Origin of the sequence: Nocardia miyunensis NBRC 108239 (assembly GCF_001613065.1) — a bacterium.
GTDB classification, from domain to species: domain Bacteria; phylum Actinomycetota; class Actinomycetes; order Mycobacteriales; family Mycobacteriaceae; genus Nocardia; species Nocardia miyunensis.
Window position 1 is genome coordinate 1 of the sequence record NZ_BDBQ01000132.1, and the last position, 23,111, is coordinate 23,111.

The 23,111-nt window shown below is 67.9% G+C and carries 21 protein-coding genes and 1 pseudogene; 11 read left to right on the top strand and 11 right to left on the bottom strand.

Features of this window, described 5'->3' with window-relative positions; all coding sequences use genetic code 11:
* Nucleotides 1-478 precede the first annotated feature (478 nt).
* A complete protein-coding gene (locus tag NM2_RS43765; RefSeq protein ID WP_067682912.1) occupies nt 479-1,435 on the bottom strand; it encodes an alpha/beta hydrolase in 957 nt (318 codons plus the stop codon).
* A gap of 81 nt (nt 1,436-1,516) precedes the next feature.
* On the opposite strand from NM2_RS43765, the gene NM2_RS43770 reads away from it, so the two are divergent.
* Both NM2_RS43770 and NM2_RS43775 read left to right on the top strand, forming a co-directional pair.
* Entirely contained in the window at nt 1,517-2,488 is a 972-nt protein-coding gene (locus NM2_RS43770) for an alpha/beta hydrolase (protein ID WP_067682914.1), read from the top strand.
* 115 nt (nt 2,489-2,603) lie between these two features.
* A complete protein-coding gene (locus NM2_RS43775; protein WP_067682917.1) occupies nt 2,604-2,804 on the top strand; it encodes a hypothetical protein in 201 nt (66 codons plus the stop codon).
* 45 nt (nt 2,805-2,849) lie between these two features.
* On the opposite strand, the gene NM2_RS43780 is transcribed toward NM2_RS43775, so the two are convergent.
* The 4 genes from NM2_RS43780 to NM2_RS43795 all read right to left on the bottom strand — a co-directional run bounded on the left by NM2_RS43780 (nt 2,850) and on the right by NM2_RS43795 (nt 6,922).
* Complete coding sequence (locus tag NM2_RS43780) at nt 2,850-3,527, bottom strand: TetR/AcrR family transcriptional regulator (RefSeq protein WP_084532228.1); 678 nt, start codon at nt 3,525-3,527, stop codon at nt 2,850-2,852.
* Nucleotides 3,528-3,590: 63 nt separating this feature from the next.
* Nucleotides 3,591-4,799, bottom strand: coding sequence for a thiolase family protein (locus NM2_RS43785; RefSeq protein WP_067682921.1), 1,209 nt, complete (start codon nt 4,797-4,799; stop codon nt 3,591-3,593).
* A 2-nt stretch (nt 4,800-4,801) separates the two neighbouring features.
* Nucleotides 4,802-5,233 carry a Zn-ribbon domain-containing OB-fold protein gene (locus NM2_RS43790; RefSeq protein ID WP_067682923.1) on the bottom strand — a complete coding sequence of 144 codons (432 nt, stop codon included), beginning with the start codon at nt 5,231-5,233 and terminating at the stop codon, nt 4,802-4,804.
* Between the two features lie 54 nt (nt 5,234-5,287).
* Nucleotides 5,288-6,922 carry a class I adenylate-forming enzyme family protein gene (locus tag NM2_RS43795; protein WP_067682925.1) on the bottom strand — a complete coding sequence of 545 codons (1,635 nt, stop codon included), beginning with the start codon at nt 6,920-6,922 and terminating at the stop codon, nt 5,288-5,290.
* Between the two features lie 252 nt (nt 6,923-7,174).
* Between NM2_RS43795 and NM2_RS43800 the strand changes: the two genes are divergently transcribed.
* From NM2_RS43800 to NM2_RS43825, 6 genes are all read left to right on the top strand, one after another.
* The gene (locus NM2_RS43800) at nt 7,175-8,185 is read left to right on the top strand and encodes a Rieske 2Fe-2S domain-containing protein (protein ID WP_169816355.1); all 1,011 of its coding nucleotides are present in this window, start codon (nt 7,175-7,177) and stop codon (nt 8,183-8,185) included.
* Between the two features lie 119 nt (nt 8,186-8,304).
* Nucleotides 8,305-8,469, top strand: coding sequence for a hypothetical protein (locus tag NM2_RS49890; RefSeq protein WP_157121854.1), 165 nt, complete (start codon nt 8,305-8,307; stop codon nt 8,467-8,469).
* The gene (locus NM2_RS43810; protein ID WP_067682963.1) at nt 8,466-9,626 is read left to right on the top strand and encodes a CaiB/BaiF CoA transferase family protein; all 1,161 of its coding nucleotides are present in this window, start codon (nt 8,466-8,468) and stop codon (nt 9,624-9,626) included. Before NM2_RS49890 ends, NM2_RS43810 begins: the two co-directional genes overlap by 4 nt.
* Nucleotides 9,623-10,543, top strand: a complete 921-nt coding sequence (locus NM2_RS43815) for an enoyl-CoA hydratase/isomerase family protein (RefSeq protein WP_067682931.1) — start codon at nt 9,623-9,625, stop codon at nt 10,541-10,543. The genes NM2_RS43810 and NM2_RS43815 overlap by 4 nt, the downstream gene beginning before the upstream one ends.
* Before the next feature lie 10 nt (nt 10,544-10,553).
* Nucleotides 10,554-11,723, top strand: coding sequence for an acyl-CoA dehydrogenase family protein (locus NM2_RS43820; protein WP_067682932.1), 1,170 nt, complete (start codon nt 10,554-10,556; stop codon nt 11,721-11,723).
* Nucleotides 11,720-12,862 (top strand): acyl-CoA dehydrogenase family protein, encoded by a 1,143-nt coding sequence (locus NM2_RS43825; protein ID WP_067682934.1) that lies wholly within the window; start codon nt 11,720-11,722, stop codon nt 12,860-12,862. Before NM2_RS43820 ends, NM2_RS43825 begins: the two co-directional genes overlap by 4 nt.
* Nucleotides 12,863-12,893: 31 nt before the next feature.
* Here NM2_RS43825 and NM2_RS43830 read toward each other — a convergent pair whose 3' ends face one another.
* The 5 genes from NM2_RS43830 to NM2_RS43850 all read right to left on the bottom strand — a co-directional run bounded on the left by NM2_RS43830 (nt 12,894) and on the right by NM2_RS43850 (nt 18,196).
* The gene (locus tag NM2_RS43830) at nt 12,894-13,478 is read right to left on the bottom strand and encodes a TetR/AcrR family transcriptional regulator (protein WP_169816356.1); all 585 of its coding nucleotides are present in this window, start codon (nt 13,476-13,478) and stop codon (nt 12,894-12,896) included.
* 135 nt (nt 13,479-13,613) lie between these two features.
* Nucleotides 13,614-14,879: an amidohydrolase family protein gene (locus NM2_RS43835; protein ID WP_067682938.1), complete on the bottom strand. Its 1,266-nt coding sequence runs from the start codon at nt 14,877-14,879 to the stop codon at nt 13,614-13,616.
* 10 nt (nt 14,880-14,889) lie between these two features.
* On the bottom strand, nt 14,890-15,816 hold the full coding sequence (locus tag NM2_RS43840) for a TIGR03619 family F420-dependent LLM class oxidoreductase (RefSeq protein WP_218026111.1): 927 nt from the start codon (nt 15,814-15,816) through the stop codon (nt 14,890-14,892).
* A complete protein-coding gene (locus NM2_RS43845) occupies nt 15,813-17,066 on the bottom strand; it encodes an acyl-CoA dehydrogenase family protein (RefSeq protein ID WP_067682940.1) in 1,254 nt (417 codons plus the stop codon). Before NM2_RS43845 ends, NM2_RS43840 begins: the two co-directional genes overlap by 4 nt.
* A complete protein-coding gene (locus NM2_RS43850) occupies nt 17,063-18,196 on the bottom strand; it encodes an acyl-CoA dehydrogenase family protein (RefSeq protein ID WP_067682942.1) in 1,134 nt (377 codons plus the stop codon). Before NM2_RS43850 ends, NM2_RS43845 begins: the two co-directional genes overlap by 4 nt.
* Before the next feature lie 231 nt (nt 18,197-18,427).
* Between NM2_RS43850 and NM2_RS53560 the strand changes: the two genes are divergently transcribed.
* Nucleotides 18,428-18,703 carry a hypothetical protein gene (locus NM2_RS53560; protein ID WP_067682944.1) on the top strand — a complete coding sequence of 92 codons (276 nt, stop codon included), beginning with the start codon at nt 18,428-18,430 and terminating at the stop codon, nt 18,701-18,703.
* Between the two features lie 38 nt (nt 18,704-18,741).
* Entirely contained in the window at nt 18,742-20,181 is a 1,440-nt protein-coding gene (locus NM2_RS43860) for an aldehyde dehydrogenase (RefSeq protein WP_067682946.1), read from the top strand.
* Nucleotides 20,182-20,244: 63 nt separating this feature from the next.
* Here NM2_RS43860 and NM2_RS43865 read toward each other — a convergent pair.
* A pseudogene (locus NM2_RS43865) lies at nt 20,245-21,795 on the bottom strand (acyl-CoA synthetase).
* 253 nt (nt 21,796-22,048) lie between these two features.
* Between NM2_RS43865 and NM2_RS43870 the strand changes: the two are divergent.
* Nucleotides 22,049-23,110 (top strand): TIGR03857 family LLM class F420-dependent oxidoreductase, encoded by a 1,062-nt coding sequence (locus NM2_RS43870; RefSeq protein ID WP_245718537.1) that lies wholly within the window; start codon nt 22,049-22,051, stop codon nt 23,108-23,110.
* Nucleotide 23,111: the final 1 nt, after the last annotated feature.

Genomic DNA, 23,111 nt, shown 5'->3' on the forward strand with positions numbered 1-23,111 from the left:
CGGGCCCCTCCCTCCGGCGCGCCATCGCGCCTTGCGGTCCGGCCCCTTCGCGGGCCGGTATCGCGTGCTCTACTCACTTCCGGTGAAAACGTTCGCATGCCTTCTGCTCATCTGATGCGGAGATCTTCTGCAGGACAGGGGAAGACGCGAACTGATCTCCCCGCTGTCGTCGCGGTGCTCTCGTTGTGGGTGCATGGCTCGTCGCCCGTTCCCTGCCCGGGTATCCGGGACTGCCGGGCCGCGGAGGTCCGGTCGCAGGGCGGGCCGACGAACTGCGGTTCTCGCGTCGTACTGTGCGGTCCCGCTGCGCACGACCGGTCGGCGTGCCGTTGGTCGCCGATACCATAGCAACCCAACTGACTAGTCGGCTACACTTTGGCAGATGCTTCGCCAACTGGCGCGGATACCTATCCAGCTGGCAGATAGTCAACCAAATGGTTGGTTAATTGAGACTGTCGCCGTGCTGGACGTCGTACGATCAGAAGGCGCCCAGGGCGCGCATCCGATCGGCTCGGGCGCGGCGCACGACATCCGGTGCGGCGCTGAGTTGGTCGTATCCGTGCGGGCAGCCGGGGTGGACGTGTAATTCGACCGGTACGCCGCTTGCCGCGAGCCTGCGGGCGTAGTCGATGGTCTCGTCGCGGAAGATGTCCAGGCCGCCCACCTCGAGATATGCGGGCGGCAGGCCGGACAGGTCGGCGGCGCGGGCCGGTGCGGCGGTCTCCGGCACGTCGGGGCCGCCGATCGAATCTCCCAGCAGCGCATGCCAACCCGTGTAGTTGTCGTCGTAGGACCAACCGGCGAACGGGAGCAGCGCCGGGTCCGGCACGGTGGTGCGGTCGTCGAGCATCGGGTATATCAGCAATTGTTTGGCCACCGGCACATCGCGTTCCCGTGCGACCAGCGTGAGGCCCGCGGTGATCCCGCCGCCCGCACTGTCGCCCATCACCGCCACCCGGTTCGGATCGACGCCGAGTTCCGTTGCGTGCGAACGCAACCAGATCAGCGCCGCGAAGGAGTCCTCGACCGGGCAGGGGTGTGGATATTCCGGTGCGCGCCGGTAATCCACTGCCAGCATCGGTACCCCGCTTTCGGCGGCGTATCCGGCGAGGTGCCGATCGTAGAGATCCACAGAGCCGCAGATCATTCCGCCACCGTGCAGGAACACCACGGCGGGACCGGGAGTCGTGAGATCGTGCGAGTCGGATGCGTACCAGCGCAGATCGATTCGCGTCCCATCCCGCGAGATCGCGGTGTAGGGCGTGCGTTTCACCGACGGCAACTCCGGCAGCGTCGCGGTGAGCCGGGCCAGGCCCTCATCGGACCGCTCCCGCAGGGCGCGCCAGTCGCCGCGTGCCACCGGCGGCGCGGCCGTGCGGGATCCCGCCATGGCGGCCAACTCCCGCAACAGTTCCGGGTCCAGGCTCAGCGTCATCTTTTCACTTCCGTCACGGCCGGTCTTCTGGAGCAGATTGATATTCTCTGTTACAAGATTGACGTTTTCAAGGAGTCGACGATGACGACCAGCGATGCGCGGGCCATGCTGCGCCTGCCCGCTCGCGAGATCCCGGTGCCGACCTCGGTCAGCGAACAGGCTCGGGCGATCCTCGCGCTCGGGCCGCTGTTCGCCACACCGCAGTGGCCGCCGCTGGACGATCCGGAGGCCTGGCGAGCGCTGATCGCGGAACTCGACGGCACGGCGCTGCGAATGGCGCCGGGGTCGGGTGCGCACGCGGAGGTCGAGGAGATTCCGGTCGGCCGGGCTCGGGTTCTCGCGATCACTCCCGACGGTGTCGAACCCGGAGATCGCCGCGTTTACCTGGAGATCCACGGCGGCGCGTTCATCCAGGGCGGTGGCGAACTCTGCCGCACGCGCGGCATCGACAACGCGTACCGGGTGGGGGTGCACTCGTGGTCGGTCGACTACCGAATGCCGCCGGACCATCCGTTCCCCGCCGCGCTCGACGACTGCCTGGCCGCCTACCGGGCGCTGCTGGAGCGGCGCGATGCGGGGGAGATCGTCGTCGGCGGGGTGTCCGCGGGCGCGAATCTGGCGGCCGCGACCGTGCTGCGCGCCCGCGACGAAGGGCTGCCGCTGCCCGCGGGTGTCGTCTTGGCAACGCCCGCAGCCGATCTCACCGAATCCGGCGACACCTGGCAGACCAACCTGGGCCTGGACAACCTGCTCGCCCCCTCGCCCGCCCCGCTGCTGTACGCCGCCGGTCACGACCTGCGCGACCCGTATCTGTCGCCCGTCTTCGGTGATTTCACCGCGGGCTTCCCGCCGGCCATTCTGCTATCCGGCACTCGCGACGTCCTGCTCTCGGACACCGTGCGCCTGCACCGCGCCCTTCGCGCCGCCGACGTTCCCGCCGATCTGCACGTCTGGGAGGCCGCGAGCCACGGCGGCTTCCTCGGCCGCGCCCCCGAGGACGACGAGCGCACCCGCGAGATCCGCCGATTCCTGGCGCGGTGCCGGCCCGCCTGATCGAATCACCGGGTCTCGTGCGCCCGGTACAGATAATGCGGCACAACGGTATTCGTGCACGTATGATTCAAGCGTGCTGGACTGACCGGGGCAGCGCCCGATAGGAGCCGATACCATGAGCCGATTGTTGTCTCTACTGGTCTTCGTGTGGTTGGTTGTGGGTGCGGTCGCGGCGGCACAGCGCGGATACTTGACCCATGCGAGCCAGAACTGCGCCGATTTCGGGACCATCGCGCTGAACGTGATCGCGGGCCCGCTCAACTACATGGGCGTCGATCCGCGGGTGGCCAACTGCGAACTTCCGAAACCGAGTTAGCGGCGCTCTCCCGTACGGTCCGGCCGTTCGACTGCTGCCCCGGTCTCAGTCCTGATCGCGCTGGCTCTCCGGCTGATAGCCCGCGCCGCGAAGCAGCAGGTCGACGTACCCGGTGAGATAGTTTTCGGACTTGTCGAGCATCGTTTCCCGCAGATTCGGCGGGGTGGCCAGGACGTGCATCATGAGGCCGCCGATCAGGGCGTCGATGAAGGCGGTCGAGCTGTCGATGTCGGACAGGGTGCCGTCGTGGATCGCCTGCCGGATGGTGTCGCGCATGCGGCGTACGTGCGGGAATGCCACCTGGTGGTGGTACGCCTCGAGCAGTTCCGGGTTCGAGGCGGCTTCGACGAATATGCGGAATACCAGCAGGCCGTTCGGATCGACCCAGCTGTTGAGCACGTCCCGGGCGATCTGCACGAGACGGTCGCGCAGCGTGGCTTCCGGGTCGAATCGGGACGCTGCGGCGGGAACGGAAAGGGCGGCGATCAGCAGCTGCATCCGCGATTCGTACCGGCGATAGATCGCGTCCTTACTGGCTCCGGCGGTCTTGGCCACGACGTCGAAATTGAATCCCGCCCAACCGCGATCGGTGTAGACCTGCTGGGCCGCGGCGATGATCCGCCGGTCGACGTCGGCGTCCCGCGGTCGGCCGCGGCCCTGGGGTTGCGGGCGCACGGCGTGCACCGGCTCGTGTGCCGGCTGCACCGATTTCCTGCCTGCCATGAGCCCTCCGCGATGGTCCAGTGGTTCGCCAACCGTACCGGCGGGATCGTGCCCGGCTGAGCGTCAGACCCCGGATTTTTCGAGAATGTGCACTCCGCAAGCGGATCCGAGACCGATGACATGGGCGAGTCCTACTGTGGCGCCGTCGATTTGGCGCTGGCCCGCTTCACCGCGCAGGTGCGTGGCGACCTCCCAGATATTGGCTATGCCGGTCGCGGCGATCGGGTGCCCCTTGGATTCGAGGCCGCCGGAGACGTTGACCGGGGTTCGGCCGTCGCGCCAGGTCGCCCCGGATCGGAAGAAGTCGACGGCGTTGCCCGGTTCGCACAGCATCAGGTTGTCGTAGTGCACGAGTTCGGCGGTGGCGAAGCAGTCGTGCAGTTCGACCAGGTCGAGATCCGCCGGTGCGACGCCCGCCTGTTCGTAGGCGGTCCGCGCGGCGTTGCGGGTGAGGGTGTTGACGTTCGGCAGGACCTGGCAGGCTTCCTCGTAGGGATCGGTGGTCAGTACCGAGGCCGAGATCTTGATCGCCCGGCGGCGCTGTTCGAGCGACAGCGTGCGTAGCCGCTCACCGCTGACCACGACCGCGGCCGCCGCGCCATCGGTATTGGCCGAGCACATCGGCCGGGTGTTCGGGTAGGCGATCATCACATCGCCCATGATCTGCTCGAGCGAGAGCCGCTTCTGGTATGCGGCAAGGGGATTCAGCGTCGAATGCGCGTGGTTCTTCTCCGAGATCCGCGCGAACAGTTCGAAATCGGTTCCGCCGTACTTGTGTTCGTACTCGAGGCCGATCTGCGCGAAGACGCCCGGCATCGTCTCGGTGCCGACCCGCCCGTCCAGCGGTTCGATCGCGCCGAACCGTCCCGAGCGGGTCCAGGTCTCGGACTGGGGAGGTTTCGCGGAGACGCCGAGAAGGCCTGCGCCGGAGAGCTTTTCGACGCCGACGGCGAGACCGAAATCGCATTCGCCGGCCTTGATGGCCATGATCGCGGTGCGCAGCGCGGTGGCGCCGGTGGCGCAGGCGTTGGCGACGTTGTAGACCGGGATGCCGGTCTGGCCGATCTGTTTCTGCAACTGCTGTCCGAGCCCGGCCTGGGCGTACATGAGGTTGCCCGAGGCCAGCACGCCGATCCGGTCCATGGTGACCCCGGCGTCGGCGAGTGCGCCCAGGGCCGCCTCGCTGGCCAGGTCGACCAGGTCCTTGTCGACGTGCTTCCCGAATTTGGTCATGTGGATTCCGAGGATCCACACGGAGGAGTCGCCGCTCATGTTCATGCTCCGATCGGTTCGAACCCGAAGCCCACGCCGACCGCGCCGGAGGTGTCGGCGCCGATCGGGAAGGTGGTGAGGCGAACCTTCAACCCGGGTTTGATCCGGTCGCTGGTGGGTTCGATATTGACGAGGTTGGCGCGCACGCTGGTGCCGTCGCAGTCGACGACCGCCGGCACGAACGGGACGTCGATGCCGGGTGCGGCGACCATGACGATGGAGAAGGTCCGGACCGTGCCCTCGGTCGCGATATCCGCCGAATCGAATTCGGTGGCAAAGCATTTCGCGCAGGCGTTGCGCCGGTCGAAGAACCGGGCTCCGCAGTTCCGGCAGCGGTTCGCCACCAGGTGCGGTGTGGGTTCGAGTACCAGGTAGTCGACCAGCGGGACATTCTCGGGTGCGGAGCTGTCGGCACCGTGTGTCGGTGGAGTCATCGTGCCTCGGCTTTCTGCCTGTGGTGCGGCCGCGTGGCCGCGTCCTCGATGGTATTACCGACGATGTGCGTCGGCAAGTGGCGTGTCACCGGTTGCCGCATTGGCCTGCTCGCGCACGCGAAACCGCTGGATCTTTCCGGAGGCGGTCATCGGCAGCGAGTCGGTGAACAGCCACGCGCCGGGAATCTTGAAGTACGCGAAGCGATCTCGCAGGAACTCGGTCAGCTCCGCACCGGTGACCGTCGCGCCCGGCACGGGCACCACGACGCCGACGACGCGTTCGCCGAGGCGTTCGTCGTCGACGCCGACCAGAACCACCTGTGCGACGGCCGGATGCGTGACGAGCACTTCCTCGATCTCGACCGGATAGACGTTCTCCCCGCCGCGGATGATCACATCACGCTTGCGGCCGTGGAAGGTGAGGTAGCCCTCGGCGTCCATCGAGCCGAGGTCGCCGGTGCGCAGGAAGCCGTCCGGGCCGATGGTTTCCGCGGTGCGCTCGGGCATCCCCCAGTAGCCGTCCATCGAATGCGGTGAGCGCACGCGGATTTCGCCGATCTGTCCGAGCGGCAGGATGCGGTCGGAATCCGGGTCCACGATCCGGATCTCCGTACCGGCCACCGCGCGGCCGATCGTGGTGGCGACGGTATCGGGATCCGCGTCGGGCGGGGTGTGCGTGATCGTCGGGCATTCGGACTGCCCGTAGGTCACGGAAACGTTGGCGCCCAGCACTTTTCGGACCTTCTCGATGAGGTGGCGGGTGACCGTCGCGCCGCCGGAGCCCACCGAGACCAGGCCGGTGTCCCGGCCGTCCTCGCCGATCCGGTCGATGATGTCGGTGATCATCGTCGGGACACCGCCGAGACTGGTGATCAGGCCGCGCCGCAGCAGCCGGACCATCTCGTCGGCATCGAATCGGTCCATCACCACCAGTGCGCCCCGGGTGATCAGCCCGCCGAGCACGATGTGGCAGAACCCGCCGACGTGGTGATACGGGACGGGATTGAGCCAGACGTCGCGCTCGGCCGGGCTGTCGTGCACGAGTCGGGCGTGTGCGGCGTTGAGCAGCGCGCGGTGACTGAGCGTCGCGCCCTTGGCCCGGCCGGTCGTGCCGGAGGTGAACTGGATCAGGAACCGATCCTGCGGGTGAACCGCAGGCAGCGGCGCTCCGGGGGCGTTCGCGGCCCATTCGCGCACATCCGCCAGATCCATCACCGCGGCGGGCGCGCAGAGACCGTTCGCGCGTTGGGCGAGTGAGTTTCCGGCGCGATCGAGGCCGCCGAAGACGAGAGCGGGGGTGGTCAGTTCCATGGCGTAGCGGACCTCGGGATCGGTCCATGCGGTGTTGAACGGCGTCACGATCAGCCCGGCCAGCGCGCAACCGTATTGCAGGACAATCCATTCCACGCTGTTGCGGGACCAGATGGCCACCCGGTCGCCGGGGGTGGTCGCGGCCGCCAACGCGTGGGCGACGGTGGTGGCCGCGTTCGAAAGCTCGGTGAACGTCAGCTGCGCGAGGTCGTCGCCGGTGGACCACAGCAGGGCCGGGCGATCGCCTCCCGTGGCGACCTGCCGGGCCAGGACCTGCGGGATCGATTCCTCCGCAGGAAGATCGAGCCGGGCCGCCTGCCACACCGACAGCGCCTCGGGTTCGCCCGTGCCGGTCGTGCTCGTCTGCGATGTGGTCATCGGCCGTGTCCTCCTTGCCGAGAGCGCGGGGACTGTGCCCGCATCGCGCGGCCGATACCCGTGGCGTCGGCGTTGCCGAGACCGTACCAACCCAACCGAATCGTGGGTTACATCTTCGAAAGATTTCCAACTGTATGGTGGGTAATCGTGTGCAGGCGGCCTTGACAAGGTCTTGTATGGTCGGATGTATTGTACCCAACTGAATGGTCGATAACGACGGCATCGGCCCATTCGCCCGAGGGGATGCGCAGCATGCGAGATTGGCCATACGAGGTATTTCCCACCGGCTGGTACCAGATCGGCTATTCGGCGGAATTGGCGCGCGGCGAAGTGAAGGCGGCGAAGTACTTCGATCGAGAGCTGGTGATGTTCCGGACCGAGAGCGGTGCGCTGTCCCTGCTGGACGCGTACTGCCCGCATCTGGGCGCGCATCTCGGGTACGGCGGGGCCGTCCGCGGCGAGTGCATCGAATGCCCGTTCCACGGCTGGCAGTGGCGGCGTGACGGCGGTCTGGGGAAGATCCCGTACGACACGGATGCCGAACGACGCGTGGGGATTTCGGCGTGGCCGGTGCGTGAACAGGCCGGGCTCATGTTGACCTGGTACGACGCCTTCGGCCGGGAGCCGTTCTGGGAGTGGCCGGGCATCACCGAATTCTTCGACGAGGACACCTTCTACCCCGTCTACCCGCAGGGCGCGGACCACATCGGCGTCCGCAAGATCATTCCGCAGTCACCGGTGGAGAACACGCCCGACTTCGAGCACTTCATGTGGGTGCACGGTGCCGGACGCGCCGGACACTCGCTGATGTGGGAGGAGAAGGAACACTACCTGCACACCCGGATCGGCTTCCTGTTCGGGGCGGGCAAGAAATCGACCTGGCTCACCCCGGACGGCGAGGTGGAAGGCGAGATCGAAACGGAGGCTTGGGGTTTGGGGTTGTCGAACGCCCGGTTCAAACTCGGCGACTTCATCACCTCCCAGCTGACCGCCACCACGCCGGTCGACGCCGAGCACTCGCGACTGTTCGACACGATCACCGCGACCCGCGAACCCGGCGACGACGGCGTCGAGCCGACGGGCCGATCCGGGCGGATGATCACCTTTCAGAAGGGCCAGATCCGGCAGGACTTCGACATCTGGGAGCACCAGCGGTACGTCGAGCATCCACCGTTCGCCGGACGCGAGGCCGATGCCTACGCCAAGTTCCGCCGCTGGTCCAGACAGTTCTACTTCGACACCGAAGACGCCGGTGCGCGGTGACGGCCAGTCCGCGGCCATCGACGCAGGCGCCTCGCGCCATCCTCGGCGAGCGGGTTCTCGGCTCGCCCCGGGAGTGCGGGCAGGTCGTCGATCCGTATCCGCCCGGCGGAGTGTGGCTCATGGAACATGAATTTCGCGGCGTCGCAGCGGAATTCGTTGTCGCGGTGAAGACCGTGCCCGAGGCTGCCCGCGAGGCGGAGGCAGCGCACCAGGCGGATGCCGGTCGCGCGGGCGCCTGCGCGGTGTGGCCGCGGTCGGTCGCGGCGAGGGGCGTGCGGCGGTGAGGCCGACCGAGGGACGCAGCGGGCCACTGGCCGGCGTCCGTGTGCTCGAGGTGCAGGGGCTCGGGCCGGGGCCGTTCGGTGCGATGCTCCTCAGTGATTTCGGGGCCGAGGTGGTGCGCGTGGATCGGGTGCGGAACGTCGTGGGGCGGAACGACGCGTCGCCGCCGGACGTGCTGTCGCGGGGACGCCGGTCGATCGGCATCGATCTGAAATCGCCCGGTGGGGTCGAGCTGCTGCTGCGGCTGGCCGAACGGTCCGACGTCTTGATCGAGGGTTTCCGGCCCGGAGTGATGGAGCGGTTGGGCGCCGGGCCCGAGATATGCCTCGAGCGCAATCCGCGGCTGGTCTACGGCCGGATCACCGGGTGGGGCCGGGAGGGGCAGTACGCGACCTACGCCGGTCACGACATCAACTATCTCGCGCTGTCCGGGACGCTGTGGTCGATCGGGCGCGAGGGGCAGGGACCGGTGCCGCCGCTGAGCTACGTGGGCGACTTCGGCGGCGGGGGAATGCTACTGGCACTCGGCATCTGCGCCGCACTGACCGAACGGGCGCGTTCGGGCCGCGGGCAGGTGGTGGACACCGCGATGGTCGACGGCTCGGCGCTGCTCAACGGTTTCCTCTACGGTATGCGGGCGATGGGGCAGTGGGGAACGCGACGCGGGACGAATCTGCTGGACTCCGGTGCGCCGTTCTACGACGTGTACGAGACCGCCGACAGTGAGTGGATCTCGGTGGGCGCGATCGAACCGCAGTTCTACGCGAATCTGCTGAAAGCGTTGGAGCTGAACGATATTCCGGTGGAACAGCAGAACGATCCGGCGCACTGGCCCGCCCTGCGAGCCCGATTGACCGAGGTGTTCATGACGCGTACGCGCGAGCAGTGGTGCGAAGTCCTCGAGGGCGCGGAAGCATGTTTCGCGCCGGTCCTCTCGCCCTGGGAGGCCCCGGACCATGCGCACAACGTCCGGCGCGGCACCTTCACCGAGGTCGCCGGTGTGGTACAGCCCAGTGCGGCCCCGCGATTCGACCGGACTCCGGCCCGGATCGCGGGCCCGGCTCCGCACCCGGGGCAGCACACCGACGAGGTGCTGTCCGAGTGGGGCCTGAGCGTCGCGGAGATCGAGACGTTGCGCGCCGCGGGTGATATCGCATGACGGAGGGAAAGACGTTGAGTGAGGGGAAGATTCGCGCCGACCCACCGGACGGCGCGGATGTGGTTGCCGAGCGTCACGGTCCGGTGCTGTTGCTGCGGCTGAACCGGCCGCATCGTCATAATGCGGTGGGCGGCACGATGTTTCGGGATCTGGCCGGGGCATTCGACGAGGCCGGGCGGGACGACGGCATTCACGTAGTGGTGACCACCGGCACCGCCGACGCGTTCTGCGTCGGGGCCGACGTGCGGGATTTCGACGCGGTCGCGCATCTGCCCGCGCGGGAGCTGCTGGTCAGCGAGTTGATCGGCGGTGACAAGGGCTTGCCGTCGCTGTCGCCGGGGCAACGAGGTCTCGACGAGACGGGGAACGCCGGGCGCTGGACCGAGCGCATCTGGAACCTGGAGAAGCCCACGATCGCGGCGGTCAACGGATCGGCGGTCGGCGGGGGGCTGGCCGTCGCGCTGCTGCACGACATCCGTTTCGCCGCGCGCTCGGCACGGCTCGGTACGGGATTCGCTCCGGCGGGCCTGGCTCCCGAACTCGGCCTGAGCTATCTGCTGCCGCGCACCGTGGGACTGTCCGCCGCCGCGGAGTTGCTGTTCAGCGCCCGCCTGCTGGACGCCGCGCAGGCTCGCGAGCTGGGCCTTGTCTCCCGGATCCTCGATGACGACCAATTACTCAGCGGTGCAATGGAACTCGCCCAGCAGATCGCCGCCATGCCCTCCGGTGGGCTCCAGTGGAACAAGCGGCTGCTGCGTCGCGCCATGGACAACACCATGTCCGAGCAACTGCGCGCCGAGTACTCGGCGCAACTCGCGCTGTTCGACGATCCGGACACCCGCGCGGCACTGGATCGGCTCACCCGGCGCGTTCTGCGAGACGGCGCGAAGAATTCCGGTGGGCGGGAGACGAGTTGAGGACTTACGCATGAAATCCCTTCTGAGCCAAGGTCAATGGGCCTTCCTGACCGACTTGCGCGCGTATCTCGACGGCCTCGATCCCGCGCTGGTCGAGGCGACCCGGCGGGAGAACATCGAGGATCCGATGCAGCCGAGGGAGCACGGCCGCGCATTCCTGCGCAGGCTCGGGGCCGACGGGTGGCTGGGTGTGTCGTGGCCGCGCGAATTCGGCGGACAGGGGCGAAGTCCGTTGGAGCACTGGCTGTTCGCCGAGGAACTGTACGACCGCCGCCTGCCCAACGGCCTGCTCACGCTGAACTCGATCGGCCCGGTGCTGATCCGGCTGGGCGGCGAAGCGCAGAAACGGCAGTACCTGCCGCGCATCCTCGCCGGTGACCTGGAGTTCGCGATCGGATACAGCGAACCGGACGCGGGCAGCGATCTGGCCTCGTTGCGCACCAGGGCCGTTCGCGACGGTGACGACTACGTGGTCAACGGTCAGAAGATCTGGACGACCGGCGCGTCGGTGGCCACGCACCTGTGGCTGGCCGTGCGCACCGGGAGCGTGGAATCGCGGCACAAAGGGGTGAGCCTGCTCATCACGCCGATGGACGCGCCCGGTATCACGGTGCGGCCCATCATCACTCAGGGCGGCGAGCGCACCAACGCGGTATTCCTGGACGATCTGCGCGTCCCCGCCGAGCAGCGGGTCGGGGAGGAGAACGAGGGGTGGGCGGCGATCACCGCCGCCCTCAACTTCGAGCGGATGTTCTATCACAACGAACCTCGTTGGGAGCTGCGGCAATTGGTCGGCTGGGCCGATGCCGCCGGACTGCTCGACGAGGACACCGCCGCCGCGCACGAGGTACAGACCACCATCGGCGAACTCGCCGTCGACGTGGAGATCTGCCGATTGTTCGCGCAGCGCGGAGCGCGGATTCTCGCCGAGGGCCGGGTGCCCTACGCGGAGGCGTCGGCGAACAAGGTCTGGTGGGGTGAACTGCGTCAGCGGATCTGCGATCTCGGGCTCGACCTGATCGGCGAGGACGGCACGGTCGCCTACGGATCGGAATTCGCTCCGGCACAAGGACATCTGGAACGCGGCCTGCGGTCCTCGCCGGTGTGGCGATTCGGTGGCGGTACGAACGAGATTCAGCTGGACATCATCGCGACGCGCGGGCTGGGGATGACGAAATGACCGAGACGTCCCAGATCGGTGACAGCGCGCTGCTCGGGTCGGCCGCGCGGGAACTCCTGGCGGATTTCGTGGACAACACCTACCTCAACGAGCAGGAGGCGTCCGCTGGCGGGTACGAGCCCGAGCGCTGGAAACAGCTGTGCGAGTTGGGCTGGACGGCCGCGGGGCTGCCCGGCCGGGTCGGCGGCCTGGACGGCGGATTCGGCGCGACGGCGGCGGTGGCCGTGGAGTGCGGGCGCGCCGGATTCGCGTCGCCGTGGCTGGCGACTGCCCGCACCGCGGCCGCACTCGGGGTGATCGATTCCGGCCTGCGTTTCGATCCCGTACTCGCCGATATCGCCTCCGGCCGGGCACACGCGCTGGTCGCACCGCCGGATGGCGGCCCGCATGCGGAGACGACCCTCGGCGGGGGCTACCGCCTATCGGGACCGGCCGTGGTGGTGGAGTGGCTGGATCAGTGCGAGATGGTGGTTCTGCTGATCCCGCACGACTCCGGCGACCAGAATGCCGAGGACCGCTGGCTCGGTGCGGTGATACCTCGCGATCGGATATCGGACCGGTATGTGCCGGTGCGCAGCGTCGACAACGAGCGTGCGGCTCGGCTGAATCTCGATGGGCTGCGGCTGGATTCGGAGTTCGTGATCGCCGACGACCTGGCCGGTCCCGAGCTGCGGTACGCGCTGTCCCGCGCGAATCTGCTGCGGGCGGCGGTGATGGTCGGAGGCTGTGCCGCGGTCTTGGACTTCACCACCCGCTACGCGCGCGAACGTGTCCAGTTCGGCCGGCCCATCGGCGGATTCCAGGCGGTGCGCCACCACCTGTCCCGCATGGCGATCGCCGCGGACGCCGCCCAGCTGACCTATGACGAGGCCCTGGAGACCACGACCGCACCCGGTACGGATCCGGTGCCCGCCGCCATCGCCCTGTTCGTCGCCGGTCGCTCCTACGTGGAGATCGCACTGACCGCCGCGCAGATCCACGGCGGCGTGGGCACCACCGTGGAACACGTTCTGCACCACCACTTCCGCCGAGCCAAGGCGATGCAGCTGCGTTCCGGCCGCCGCGCCGGCCGCCTGCGCGAGTTGACCGACGCGCTCATCCGCAACCCGGCCGCCGACCGCCTGTGGGTCTCGCGCTGACCGCGCCGGCCCTTGCCGAACCGGGCGGCGGCTATTTCCGCACGATGGCGTTGAGAACGAACTCGGTGAGCTCATCCACGAGCATGGTCTGCGCCTTGCCCGTGGACGGGCGGAACCAGTTCGGCACGTAGCCCAGCACGCCGATGATCGAATACATCACCGCGTCGACATCGAGGTCGCGGAACTCGCCGGTGCGAATTCCCTTGCGTAGCAGCTGTCTGGTGAACTGCTCGTACTTGTCGATGCGGGCGCGCAGATCCTGCACCTGATCCTCGGGCAGGTGCTGCGAGATCCAGGGCAGTTCCTGGAAGAAGACCACGAGCTCATCGTGTTTGGTGGCCACATGATCGAACTGCAGGCGGACCAGTTCGCGCATGCGCTCGGTGGGGGTGCCCTCCTTCGGCACCCGGGAGACCAGTTTGAGCGTCGCGTCGATCTGCACGGACAGCAGTTCGTACAGGATGGCGCTCTTGGAGGGGTAGTAGTGATAGAGCGTGCCCTTGTTGAGGCCGACCTCGTCTGCGATGTAATCCATCGTCGCCGCGGCGTAGCCCTGTTCGCGAATCACCCGCGCCGCAGTCGCGTACACCTCGGTGCGCCGAGATGGTCTGGGCACGATGCTCCCTCCGCTGATGTGCTGCCGTCCCCGTCCTGTGGGGTACGGTTCGATCAGCTCATCGTAGAGCATTCCTGACCATCTGGTTGGTTACAGGCGTCGATGCCGGGCTGGGAGGCCCGGGTGTAATTCCGGTCAGAAGATACCGATTCCGGCGGCTTCGTTGCGCTCGCGCCACTGCGCCCGCGGCATGCGTGTCACATCCACATCGCGCCCCGCGGCACGCAGCGCCCCGACCGTCGCCTGCTCCCTGGGGGTGTGCGCGAACGGATCCCAGTCGAAGAACCGGCAGGAGTTCTGCCAGGTGATCTTGTGGATCTCCTCCGGCGTGACACCCGCTTCGGTGAATTCACGCCAGGCGAACTCCGGTGATTCGGGCCAGGTGGTGTCGGTGTGCGGGTAGTCGCACTCCCACGCGATGATGTCCACGCCGATCCGGTCGCGCACCGCCAGGCCGGACGGATCGGTGATGTAGCAGGCCAGAATGTGGTCCCGGAACACCTCCGAGGGGAGCTTCCCGCCGAAATCGGCCTGCAGCCAGGACTGGTTGGTGACGTGCCGGTCGATGCGGTCGAAATAGAAAGGGATCCAACCGATTCCGCCCTCGGACAGTGCTACCCGCAGGTCCGGGAACTTCCGCAGCGTCGGTCCGAACAGCAGGTCCTGCGCGGTGATCGCGCTGATCTGGCAGGCCAGCACCATCAGGTGATCCACCGGAGCCTCGGCGGGGCGCTTGATCACCTCGAATCCCGCGCCGATATGCAGCGAGAGCACCATGTTCTCCTCGCACAGCGCGGCCAGCATCGGATCCCAGTACCCGGACAGGAAACTCGGAAAGCCTTGTACGTGCGGGGTTTCCAGGAAGCTGATCGAGCGGCAGCCCTTCCTGCCGAGCCGGTGCACCTCGGCCACCGCCAGGTCGACATCCCACATGGGCACGATGCCCAGCGGAATGAACCGGCCGGGATAGCTTCCGCACCACTCGTCGATCGCCCAGTCGTTGTAGGCCTGCAACATCACCAGGGAGATCTCTTTGTCCCGCGCTTCGTGGAAGGTGCGGGCATTGAATCCGGCCATGGTCGGGAAGCACAACGAGGCGAGCACCCCGTTGGCGTTCATGTCCCGCACGCGTTCGTGCACGTCGAAGCAGCCCGGCCGGACCTCGGAGTACGCGCCCGGGTTGAAACCCCACTCCTCGCGCGGCCAGCCGACCGTGGCGGCCATGCCGAACGGCGTCGAGGTGGCCTCACCCTGGAACACCCACTCGTCGACACCCTGGTCGTTGCGGACCACCTTGGGCGCGTCGTCGCGCCATTTGGCGGGGACGTGGTTGCGGTACATGTCGGGCGGTTCGATCATATGGTCGTCGATGCTGACCAGGATCATATCCTCGAGTTCCATGGTGTGCTCCTCAGTGAGACGAGTTCTCGTGGGAAATACGTTGCGGTACAACGTCGTCCGTAGGCCGCGGGTCGGGGGAGGAAGCCAGCGGGCGCAGGACCTCCGCGGCGAACCGGCGGATCGCGTCGATCGCCTCGCGGGATCGGGTCCACGGCTGGACGATCAGGCGCGTCACCCCGGCGGCCACATACGGTTCGATGTCCTCGATGCGGTCCACCCGGCCATGCACGGTCACCTCGATCGGCGTGCCGCGTCCGTGGCGTTCGGCGAGTTCGCTCAGCCGGGCCAGCGAGCCCGGTAGCCGGTCGAGGTCGTGATTCATCGGAATCCATCCGGCGCCGACCGTCGCGGCGCGGCGCAGCGCGGCCGGGCCGTCCCCGCCGATGTGCAGCGCGGGCCCGCCGGGCTGCACCGGTTTGGGCTCGAAAGCCGTTGCGGCGAAGTCGAAGAACTCGCCGTGGTGCTCGATCGTCGGCTCGGACCATAGTCGGCGGCAGACCTCGATGGCCTCGTCCACCCTGGCTCCGCGTCGATCGAAATCCAGTCCGACAGCCTCCCATTCGGCACGCAGCCAACTCGCGCCGATGCCGAACGCGAGCCGCCCGCCGGACAGCAGATCCACCGTCGTGGCGGCGCGGGCGGTGATGAACGGATGTCGCAGGCCGATGTTGTACACGTTGGTGCCCAACCGGATTCGCGTCGTGCGCGCGGCCAGGTGGCACAGCACGCCGAGCGCGTCCAGGACCGGGATGTCCGACGGTATCGGCGAATGGTCCTGCCCGGCGACCGGGCTGCCGGTGGCGTCCAGCGGGACTACGAGATGTTCGGGGATCCAGACGGATTCGAAGCCGAGCCGGTCGGCCTCCTCGGCGACCTCGGCCCAGCGCTCGATCCGCAGCCCGTGCAGTCCCAGGCCGAATCGCAGGGGAGCGGTCATCGGTTCGTCCTGCCGCGCGGGACGTCCCGGAACGGAAGATTGGGATCGGGCGCGGATTCCCGGGGCATGCCGAGCACCCGCTCGCTGATCACATTGCGGGCCATCTCGGTGGTGCCGCCGCCGATACACGACACCTGCCGCATGAGGAAGGACTCACCGGCCCCGGCCGCGGCGGGTTCGTCCGGCGACCAGATCGCGCCGCCGGATCCGGCGATGTCGAAAGCGATTGCGGCGGTGCGCACATGGGAGACGCCGTTGAAGAGCCTGCCGATGGCCGCGGCCTGATGCGGCAGCTTGCCAGACTGCACGCCCGCGCCGATGCGCTGTTGCAGGGCCCGCTCGACCACCTCCAGTGTCCGCGCCTCACCGATCAGATCGCGGATCCGGGCGTCGTGCAGAACTCCCGCCTCGGCGGCGACCTGGATGTGCGACGGGGTGCTGCCCGCCCGGACCGTCTCGACCGGATGGGTGACGTAGGGGGAGTTCAGCAGCATGCGTTCGTGGAACATCCACCGGGTGCCGACGGTCCATCCGTCGTCGATCTTCCCGATCCGATCGCTGTCCGGAACTCGGACGTCGGTGAGGAATTCCTGACAGAAATCCCTTGCGCCGTTGAGCATTTCGATCTGATGCACCTCGACGCCGGGCTGATGGATGGGCAGGATGAACACCGACAGCCCGCGATGTTTCGGCACATCCCAGTTGGTGCGCGCCAGGCACAGTCCCCAGTCCGACCACCAAGCGCCGGTGGTCCAGATCTTGGCTCCGTTGAGCACCCAGTCCTCGCCGTCGCGGACCGCGGTGGTCAGCGCGGCGGCCACATCCGAACCTCCGGACGGTTCGGACAGGAACTGCATCCAGAGCTCCTCGCCGCGCAGCATCGCCGGAATGTGCTGCCGCTTCTGCTCCTCGGTGCCGAATTCCAGCAGTACCGCCGCGCAGGGGCACATGGTCGGGGCCTGGAATCGGCTCGGGTACTCGTAGCCGGAGAGTTCCTCGTTGAAGGCGCGCTGATGCGCGGCGGTCAGGCCCCGGCCGCCGTAGTCCGCGGGAATCGCGATCCCGGCGAATCCGGCGTCGAAGAAACGGCGTTGCAGCGCACGGTCGTAGGCGACGGCGGCGAGTTGTTCCTCGCGCGAGACGTTGTGCAGTCCCGCGGCCGTCTCGGGCAGGTACGGCCCCAGATTGCCGCGAATCCAGGTGCGGGCCCGCTGCCGGAAGTGCTCGACGTCCTCGATATCGCTGCTCATGCCAGTCCTTCCCGCTGCGCGAGGCGTTCGGCGATCAGTTGCCGGTGGTCGGCCGGCGTTCCGTACAGGCCGCGGTCGACCGTGGCCCGGCGCAGGTACAGATGCAGATCGTGTTCGAAGGTCAGGCCGATGCCGCCGTGCAGTTGTATACAGTCCTGGAGCAGTTCCACGCTGTGGATTCCGATGAAAGCTTTCGCCGCGCTGACGATTTCGGCCGAATCCGCAGCGCGCGTGTCCAGGGCCGCCGCGGCGCTGTCGGCGATGGCGTGTGCTGCCTCGAGCCACGACTTCAGGTCCGCGAAACGATGTTTCAGCGCCTGGTAGGAGGCGAGCGGGCGACCGAAGGAATAGCGGTCCGCGGCCCACTCCATCGTCATGTCGAAGCCGGTCTGCATCGCGCCGACCATTTCCGCGCACTGCCCTGCCAGGGCGAGATGCAGTTGCCGTTCGATCTGCCGCGCCGCCCCGCCGACGGCTCCGACCGCCGCGTCGGCGGGCACCCGCACACCGTCGAAGGTGACGGTGGCGAACCTGCGGGTCAGATCGATCGAATTCAGCGGTGCGATGGAAATTCCCGCGCTGTCCGCCGGGACCAGGACCTGGGTGAGCCCATCGCCGGTGCGTCCGGTGACCAGGAGGTACCGGGCCGAAAGAGCGTGCTCCACCGGGGTTTTCACGCCGTCGAGGACCAGTTCCGTGCCCTCGGGACGAATCTCGAGATCCACCGCGCCGAACCCCTCGGGCGTGAGTGGCTCGGCATGGCACCAGGTGGCGATCGTGCCGCCCGAGACCAGTCCCGCGACCACCTGCGGATGAGTCCGGGCGTCCTGAAGCGCCGCGGCGACGACGTTCGCCGGAATCAGCGGGCCCGGTGCGGCGTGCCGGCCGAATTCGTAGGCGATCATGGTGAATTCCGCGACGGGATCACCGCTGATGGTGCCGCCTCCGGCCGCCTCGTCGACCAGCAGCGACATCCAGCCGAGATCCGCGCCGCGCCGCCAGTACTCCGGATCGAATCCGGTCTCGGTGCGGTGCAGCCGGCGTATCTCGTCGGCAGGAACCCGGCCGTGCAGGAATTTCTCGGTCGTCGCCCGGAAGAACTCCTGATCGGCCGTCACGTCCAACAGCATTGGTGGGCTCGCCTCTGTTCTCATCGCCGCGCCCCAGGGCACGGTTCGTACGCGGTGGCATAGCCACCCTGCGGTCGAACTATACAGTAAGTAGTTACGGTAATGTCTTCCATTCGGCCGGGTTCACTGTCGTCGGCAGGCGAGCGGGTCGGGGCGCGTTACCCAACTGGATGGTTGAATATAGTGAATGCGTGAATCGCGCGATCGCCGCGCTCGCCGACGGAGGTGCCTGTGATCGACCAGCTACGCTTCGATGACAAGGTGGCCATCATCACCGGAGCCGGCGGCGGATTGGGCCGGGCCTACGCCCGCCTGCTGGCCGCGGCGCGCGCATCGTCGCCAACGATCGCCTCGGCCGGGCGCTACGCGCGGAACCTCATCGTGGAGGCCGGGGGATACCGCAATCCCGATGCGTCGATCGAGGACGTCGTGGCCCATCTGGACACGATCATGGACACCGCCAACTGGAGTGTGCCCGGCGACAGCGCGCAGCTGCCGGACCTCTGATCACCCCCCGATCGAACGAATCACGGAGAGAACGAACAATGGATCGACACAGCGGCAGCGTCTTCATCGAAGGTGCATGGGTTCCGGCACGAAGCCCGGATCGATACGAGATCATCTCGGCTTCCAGCGAGGAACGGATAGGCGTTGCGCCGCTGTGTTCCTCGGACGATGTCGATGCCGCGGTCGCGGCCGCGCGCCGTGCGTTCGACGACCCGTCCGGGTGGGCGAACTGGGAGCCGGAGCGTCGTGCGGTGGTGCTGGAACGATTCGCCGAGACGATGGACGAACGCGGGCCCGAGATCGGCCGTCTGGTCACCGCCCAGAACGGTATGCCGATCAGCCTCTCCTCGGCCTCCGAGGCGGTGACCCCGGGCACGCTGCTGCGCTATTACGCTGGGCTGCTTCGGAATACGCCGGTCGAGGCCGAACGCCCGTCGGCGAGCGGGGGCACGACCGTGGTCCGGCGGGCGCCGATCGGCGTGGTGGCCGCGATCGTGCCGTGGAACTTCCCGCAGACCCTCACCTTCTACAAACTCGCCCCGGCGCTGGCGGCGGGCGATACCGTCGTGGTGAAACCGGCCCCGGAAACCACGCTGGACGCCTTCCTCGTCGCGGAAGCCGCTGCGGCAGCGGGGATTCCGCCCGGCGTGCTGAACGTCGTGAGCGGCGGGCCGGAAACCGGTGCGGCGCTGGTGCGGCATCCGGAGGTGGACAAGGTCGCGTTCACCGGATCGACCCGCGCCGGGCGCGCCATCGGTGAGGTGTGCGGCCGGTTGCTGCGGCCGGTCACCCTCGAACTGGGCGGGAAATCGGCCGCGATCCTGCTCGACGACGTCGATCTCGCGACGCAGGTCCGCAGGATGTACGCCTGCACGCTGGTCAACAGCGGGCAGACCTGCATGCTGGGCACCCGCGTGCTCGCCCCGCGCCGCCGGTACGACGAGGTGGTCGACGCGTTCGCGGGGATGGTGGGCATGCTGCCCGTGGGCGATCCGTTCGATCGGAGCACCGTCCTCGGGCCGCTGGTCAGCGAGCGTCAACGCGACCGGGTCGAGGCGTATATCGCCAAGGGGCGCGAAGAGGCGAGGCTCGTCGCCGGTGGTTCCCGGCCGAAAGGGCTGGACAAGGGCTGGTATGTCGAGCCGACCGTCTTCGCCGACGTGGACAACGACGCGATCATCGCCCGCGAGGAGATCTTCGGGCCGGTGCTGGCCGTGATCCCGTACGAGGATGACGACGACGCGGTCCGCATCGCCAACGAGTCGGCCTACGGGCTGGGCGGCACCGTGTGGAGTGCGGACCCCGAGCGGGCCCGGTCCGTTGCCACCCGCGTGCGCACCGGGACGATCGGGGTGAACTTCTATCAGATCGACCACCACAGCCCGTTCGGCGGCATCAAGGACAGCGGCCTGGGCCGGGAGCTGGGGCCGGAGGGGCTCGCCTCGTACCAGCACGTGCAGTCGGTCTATCTCGGGTGATTTCCCCGAAAGGACAAGTGGGACAACGGTGTATCGGGCGGGTCAACCGCCCGATACGGTTGCTCACCGCCCGGTGACGTACTGCTCACGGAGTTTCTTCTTCAGCAGCTTGCCGGTTTCCGTGCGGGGCAGGCTGTCCACGAAACGCACACTGCGCGGGGCCTTGTAGTGCGCGATGCGATCCCGCGCGAAGGCGATGATCTGCTGCGCCAGCTCCGGTCCGGCCCGCACCCCGGCCGCCGGTTGTACGAAGGCGGCCACGGATTCGCCCATCGTCTCGTCCGGCACACCGATCACCGCGACGTCGAAGATCGCGGGATGCAGGGCCAGGGCGTTCTCCACCTCCTGCGGGTAGATGTTCACTCCGCCGGAGATGATCATGAAGGATTTGCGGTCGGTCAGATAGAGGAAGCCCTCCTCGTCGACGTATCCGACATCGCCCGTGGTGGACCAGGTCGGATGTTCGGGGTGACGAGTCGCGGCGCTCTTTTCCGGGTCGTTGTGGTAGGTGATGTGACTTTCCGGGCGGTCGCTGTAGACCGTGCCGATCTGCCCGGCGGGCAGTTCCGTGCCCGCGTCGTCGCAGATGTGCAGCACGCCCAGAATGGGCTGCCCGACGGTGCCCGGATGCGCGAGCCAGGTGGGGCTGTCGACCATGGTCATGCAGTTGCCCTCGGTGTTGGAGTAGTACTCCGAGAGCACCGGCCCCCACCACTCGATCATCCGCTCCTTGACCTCGATCGGGCAGGGTGCGGCGGCGTGGATCGCGCATCGCAGCGAGGACATGTCGTAGGCGCTGCGCACGGTGTCGGGCAGTTGCAGCATCCGCACCAGCATGGTCGGCACGAATTGGCCATGGGTGACGTGCAATTCGTCGATCGCCCGCAGCGCCATCTCGGCATCGAATTTCCGCATCACCGCGACCGTGCCGCCCTGCGCCTGCACCGCGACGGACCAGCGCAGCGGCGCGGCGTGATACAGCGGGGCGGGGGAGAGATAGACGGTGTCCGGGCCGATGCCGAAGTAGTGCTGCGCGAGCGCGACCAGGGGCTCGCCGAGCGGTTCGCCGATCTGGCACTGCGGCAGATCCGGCTGTACGCCTTTCGGGAATCCCGTTGTGCCGGAGGAATAGAGCATCGGCGCGCCGTGCGGCTGGTCCTGCGGCGGCACGGCGGAGGAGGACGCGAGGGCGTCTTCTTAGGAGTCGTGGCCGGGCACGGTTCCGTCGTAGGCCAGGCGCAGCCGTACTTTCGGGGTGAGGTCGGCCACGGCGCGTGCGACCTTTGCCAATTCCGGCGTCGCTCCGGAGACCACGATCGCGCCGGCGCCGGAATCGTTGACGATGTAGGCGGTTTCGTCGGCGGTCAGCGATCGGTTGACCGGAGTCAGGTACAGGCCGGATCGCATTGCCGCCCAATACACTTCGAAGGCGCGCAGATTGTTCTCGGTGAGCAGGGCCAGCACGTCGCCGGGACGCAGGCCCGCCTCGCGCAGGGTGTTCGCGAGCCGGACCGATCGATCCGCCAGGTCGGCATAGGACAGTTCCTGTCCTGTCTCCACCAGGATGGCCGCGGCCCGCGCGGGGGTCTCGGCTGCGTACGTATCGGGAAACAGCATCCCCGTCGTCCTTTCCCTTGGTCGGGACCGGCTCGGCCTCGCCGGGGCCGGTGCTCACCTATGGCATATCCCGGAAGGGGAGATCGAACAAGCGGTTGGCTGAGACCTTTCGGTGATCACGTGTGGCGAGTATGGTCGGATTCGAATCTTACCCAACCAACTGGTCGATTACGGTGATTCGGCCGAGTCTGTGAAGGAGAGCCGGGATGCGAGACCGGTTATGCGAGGCGTTCCAGGATGGGGCCCGCGTGTGAGCCCCGCCGAAGGAACTCTCGAGGAGCTCGGCTTCTATCTGCTCGCCGGGGCCGGGAACGAAGGCCCCGCGGCATTGCCGGGGCAGGCGCGCCGCGGCGAGGAACTGGGCTTCGGCACGGCGTTCATCTCCGAACGCTGGAATGTGAAGGAGGCGTCGTCACTGGTCGGCGCGGCATGTGCGGTCACCGACCGGATGCGGATCGCCACCGCCGCAACGAATGTCAATACCCGCCATCCGCTGATCTCGGCGTCCTGGGCCACCACCATGCACCGGCTCTCGGGCGGGCGGTTCACCCTCGGGATCGGCCGGGGCATCGCCGGGGTCTACAACGCCTTCGGCATCGCGGAGGTCACCACCGCCCAGATGGAGGATTGGGCCGGGGTGATGCGCCGGCTGTGGCGCGGGGAGGTCATCGTCGGCCACGACGGGCCGATCGGCAGATATCCCGTCCTCGCCCTGGATCCGGACTTCGACGAAGACATCCGCCTGGCCATCGTGGCCTTCGGCCCGGCCACACTCGCGCTCGGCGGGCGCGCGTTCGACGACGTCATCCTGCACACCTACTTCGGGCCCGAAACCCTGCGCCGATGCGTCGACACCGTGAAGCAGGCCGCCGAGCGGGCCGGGCGGGATCCCGATGGCGTTCGGGTGTGGTCCTGCCTGGCCACCGTGGGCGATCACCTGCCCGAACCTGTTCGCCTGATCAAGACCGTGGGGCGGCTCGCCTCCTATCTACAGGGCTACGGCGATCTGCTCGTGCGCACCAATGGCTGGGATCCCGCTGTGCTGCAACGATTCCGGGCGGACTCGGTGGTCACCTCGATTCACGGTGCGATCGATGCGAAGGCCACCACGGCGCACCTCGAGCACATCGCGGGGCTGCTCCCCGAGGAGTGGCTGGCGCAGGCGGCGACGGGCACTCCCGGCCGGTGCGTCGAACGCATCCGGGCCGAATTCGCGACCGGGGCCGACCGGGTGATCCTGCACGGGTCCTCACCCGACGAGCTCGAGCCGGTCGTGCGGGCGTATCGCGACATCGTCGGAACCGAAGGTTGAT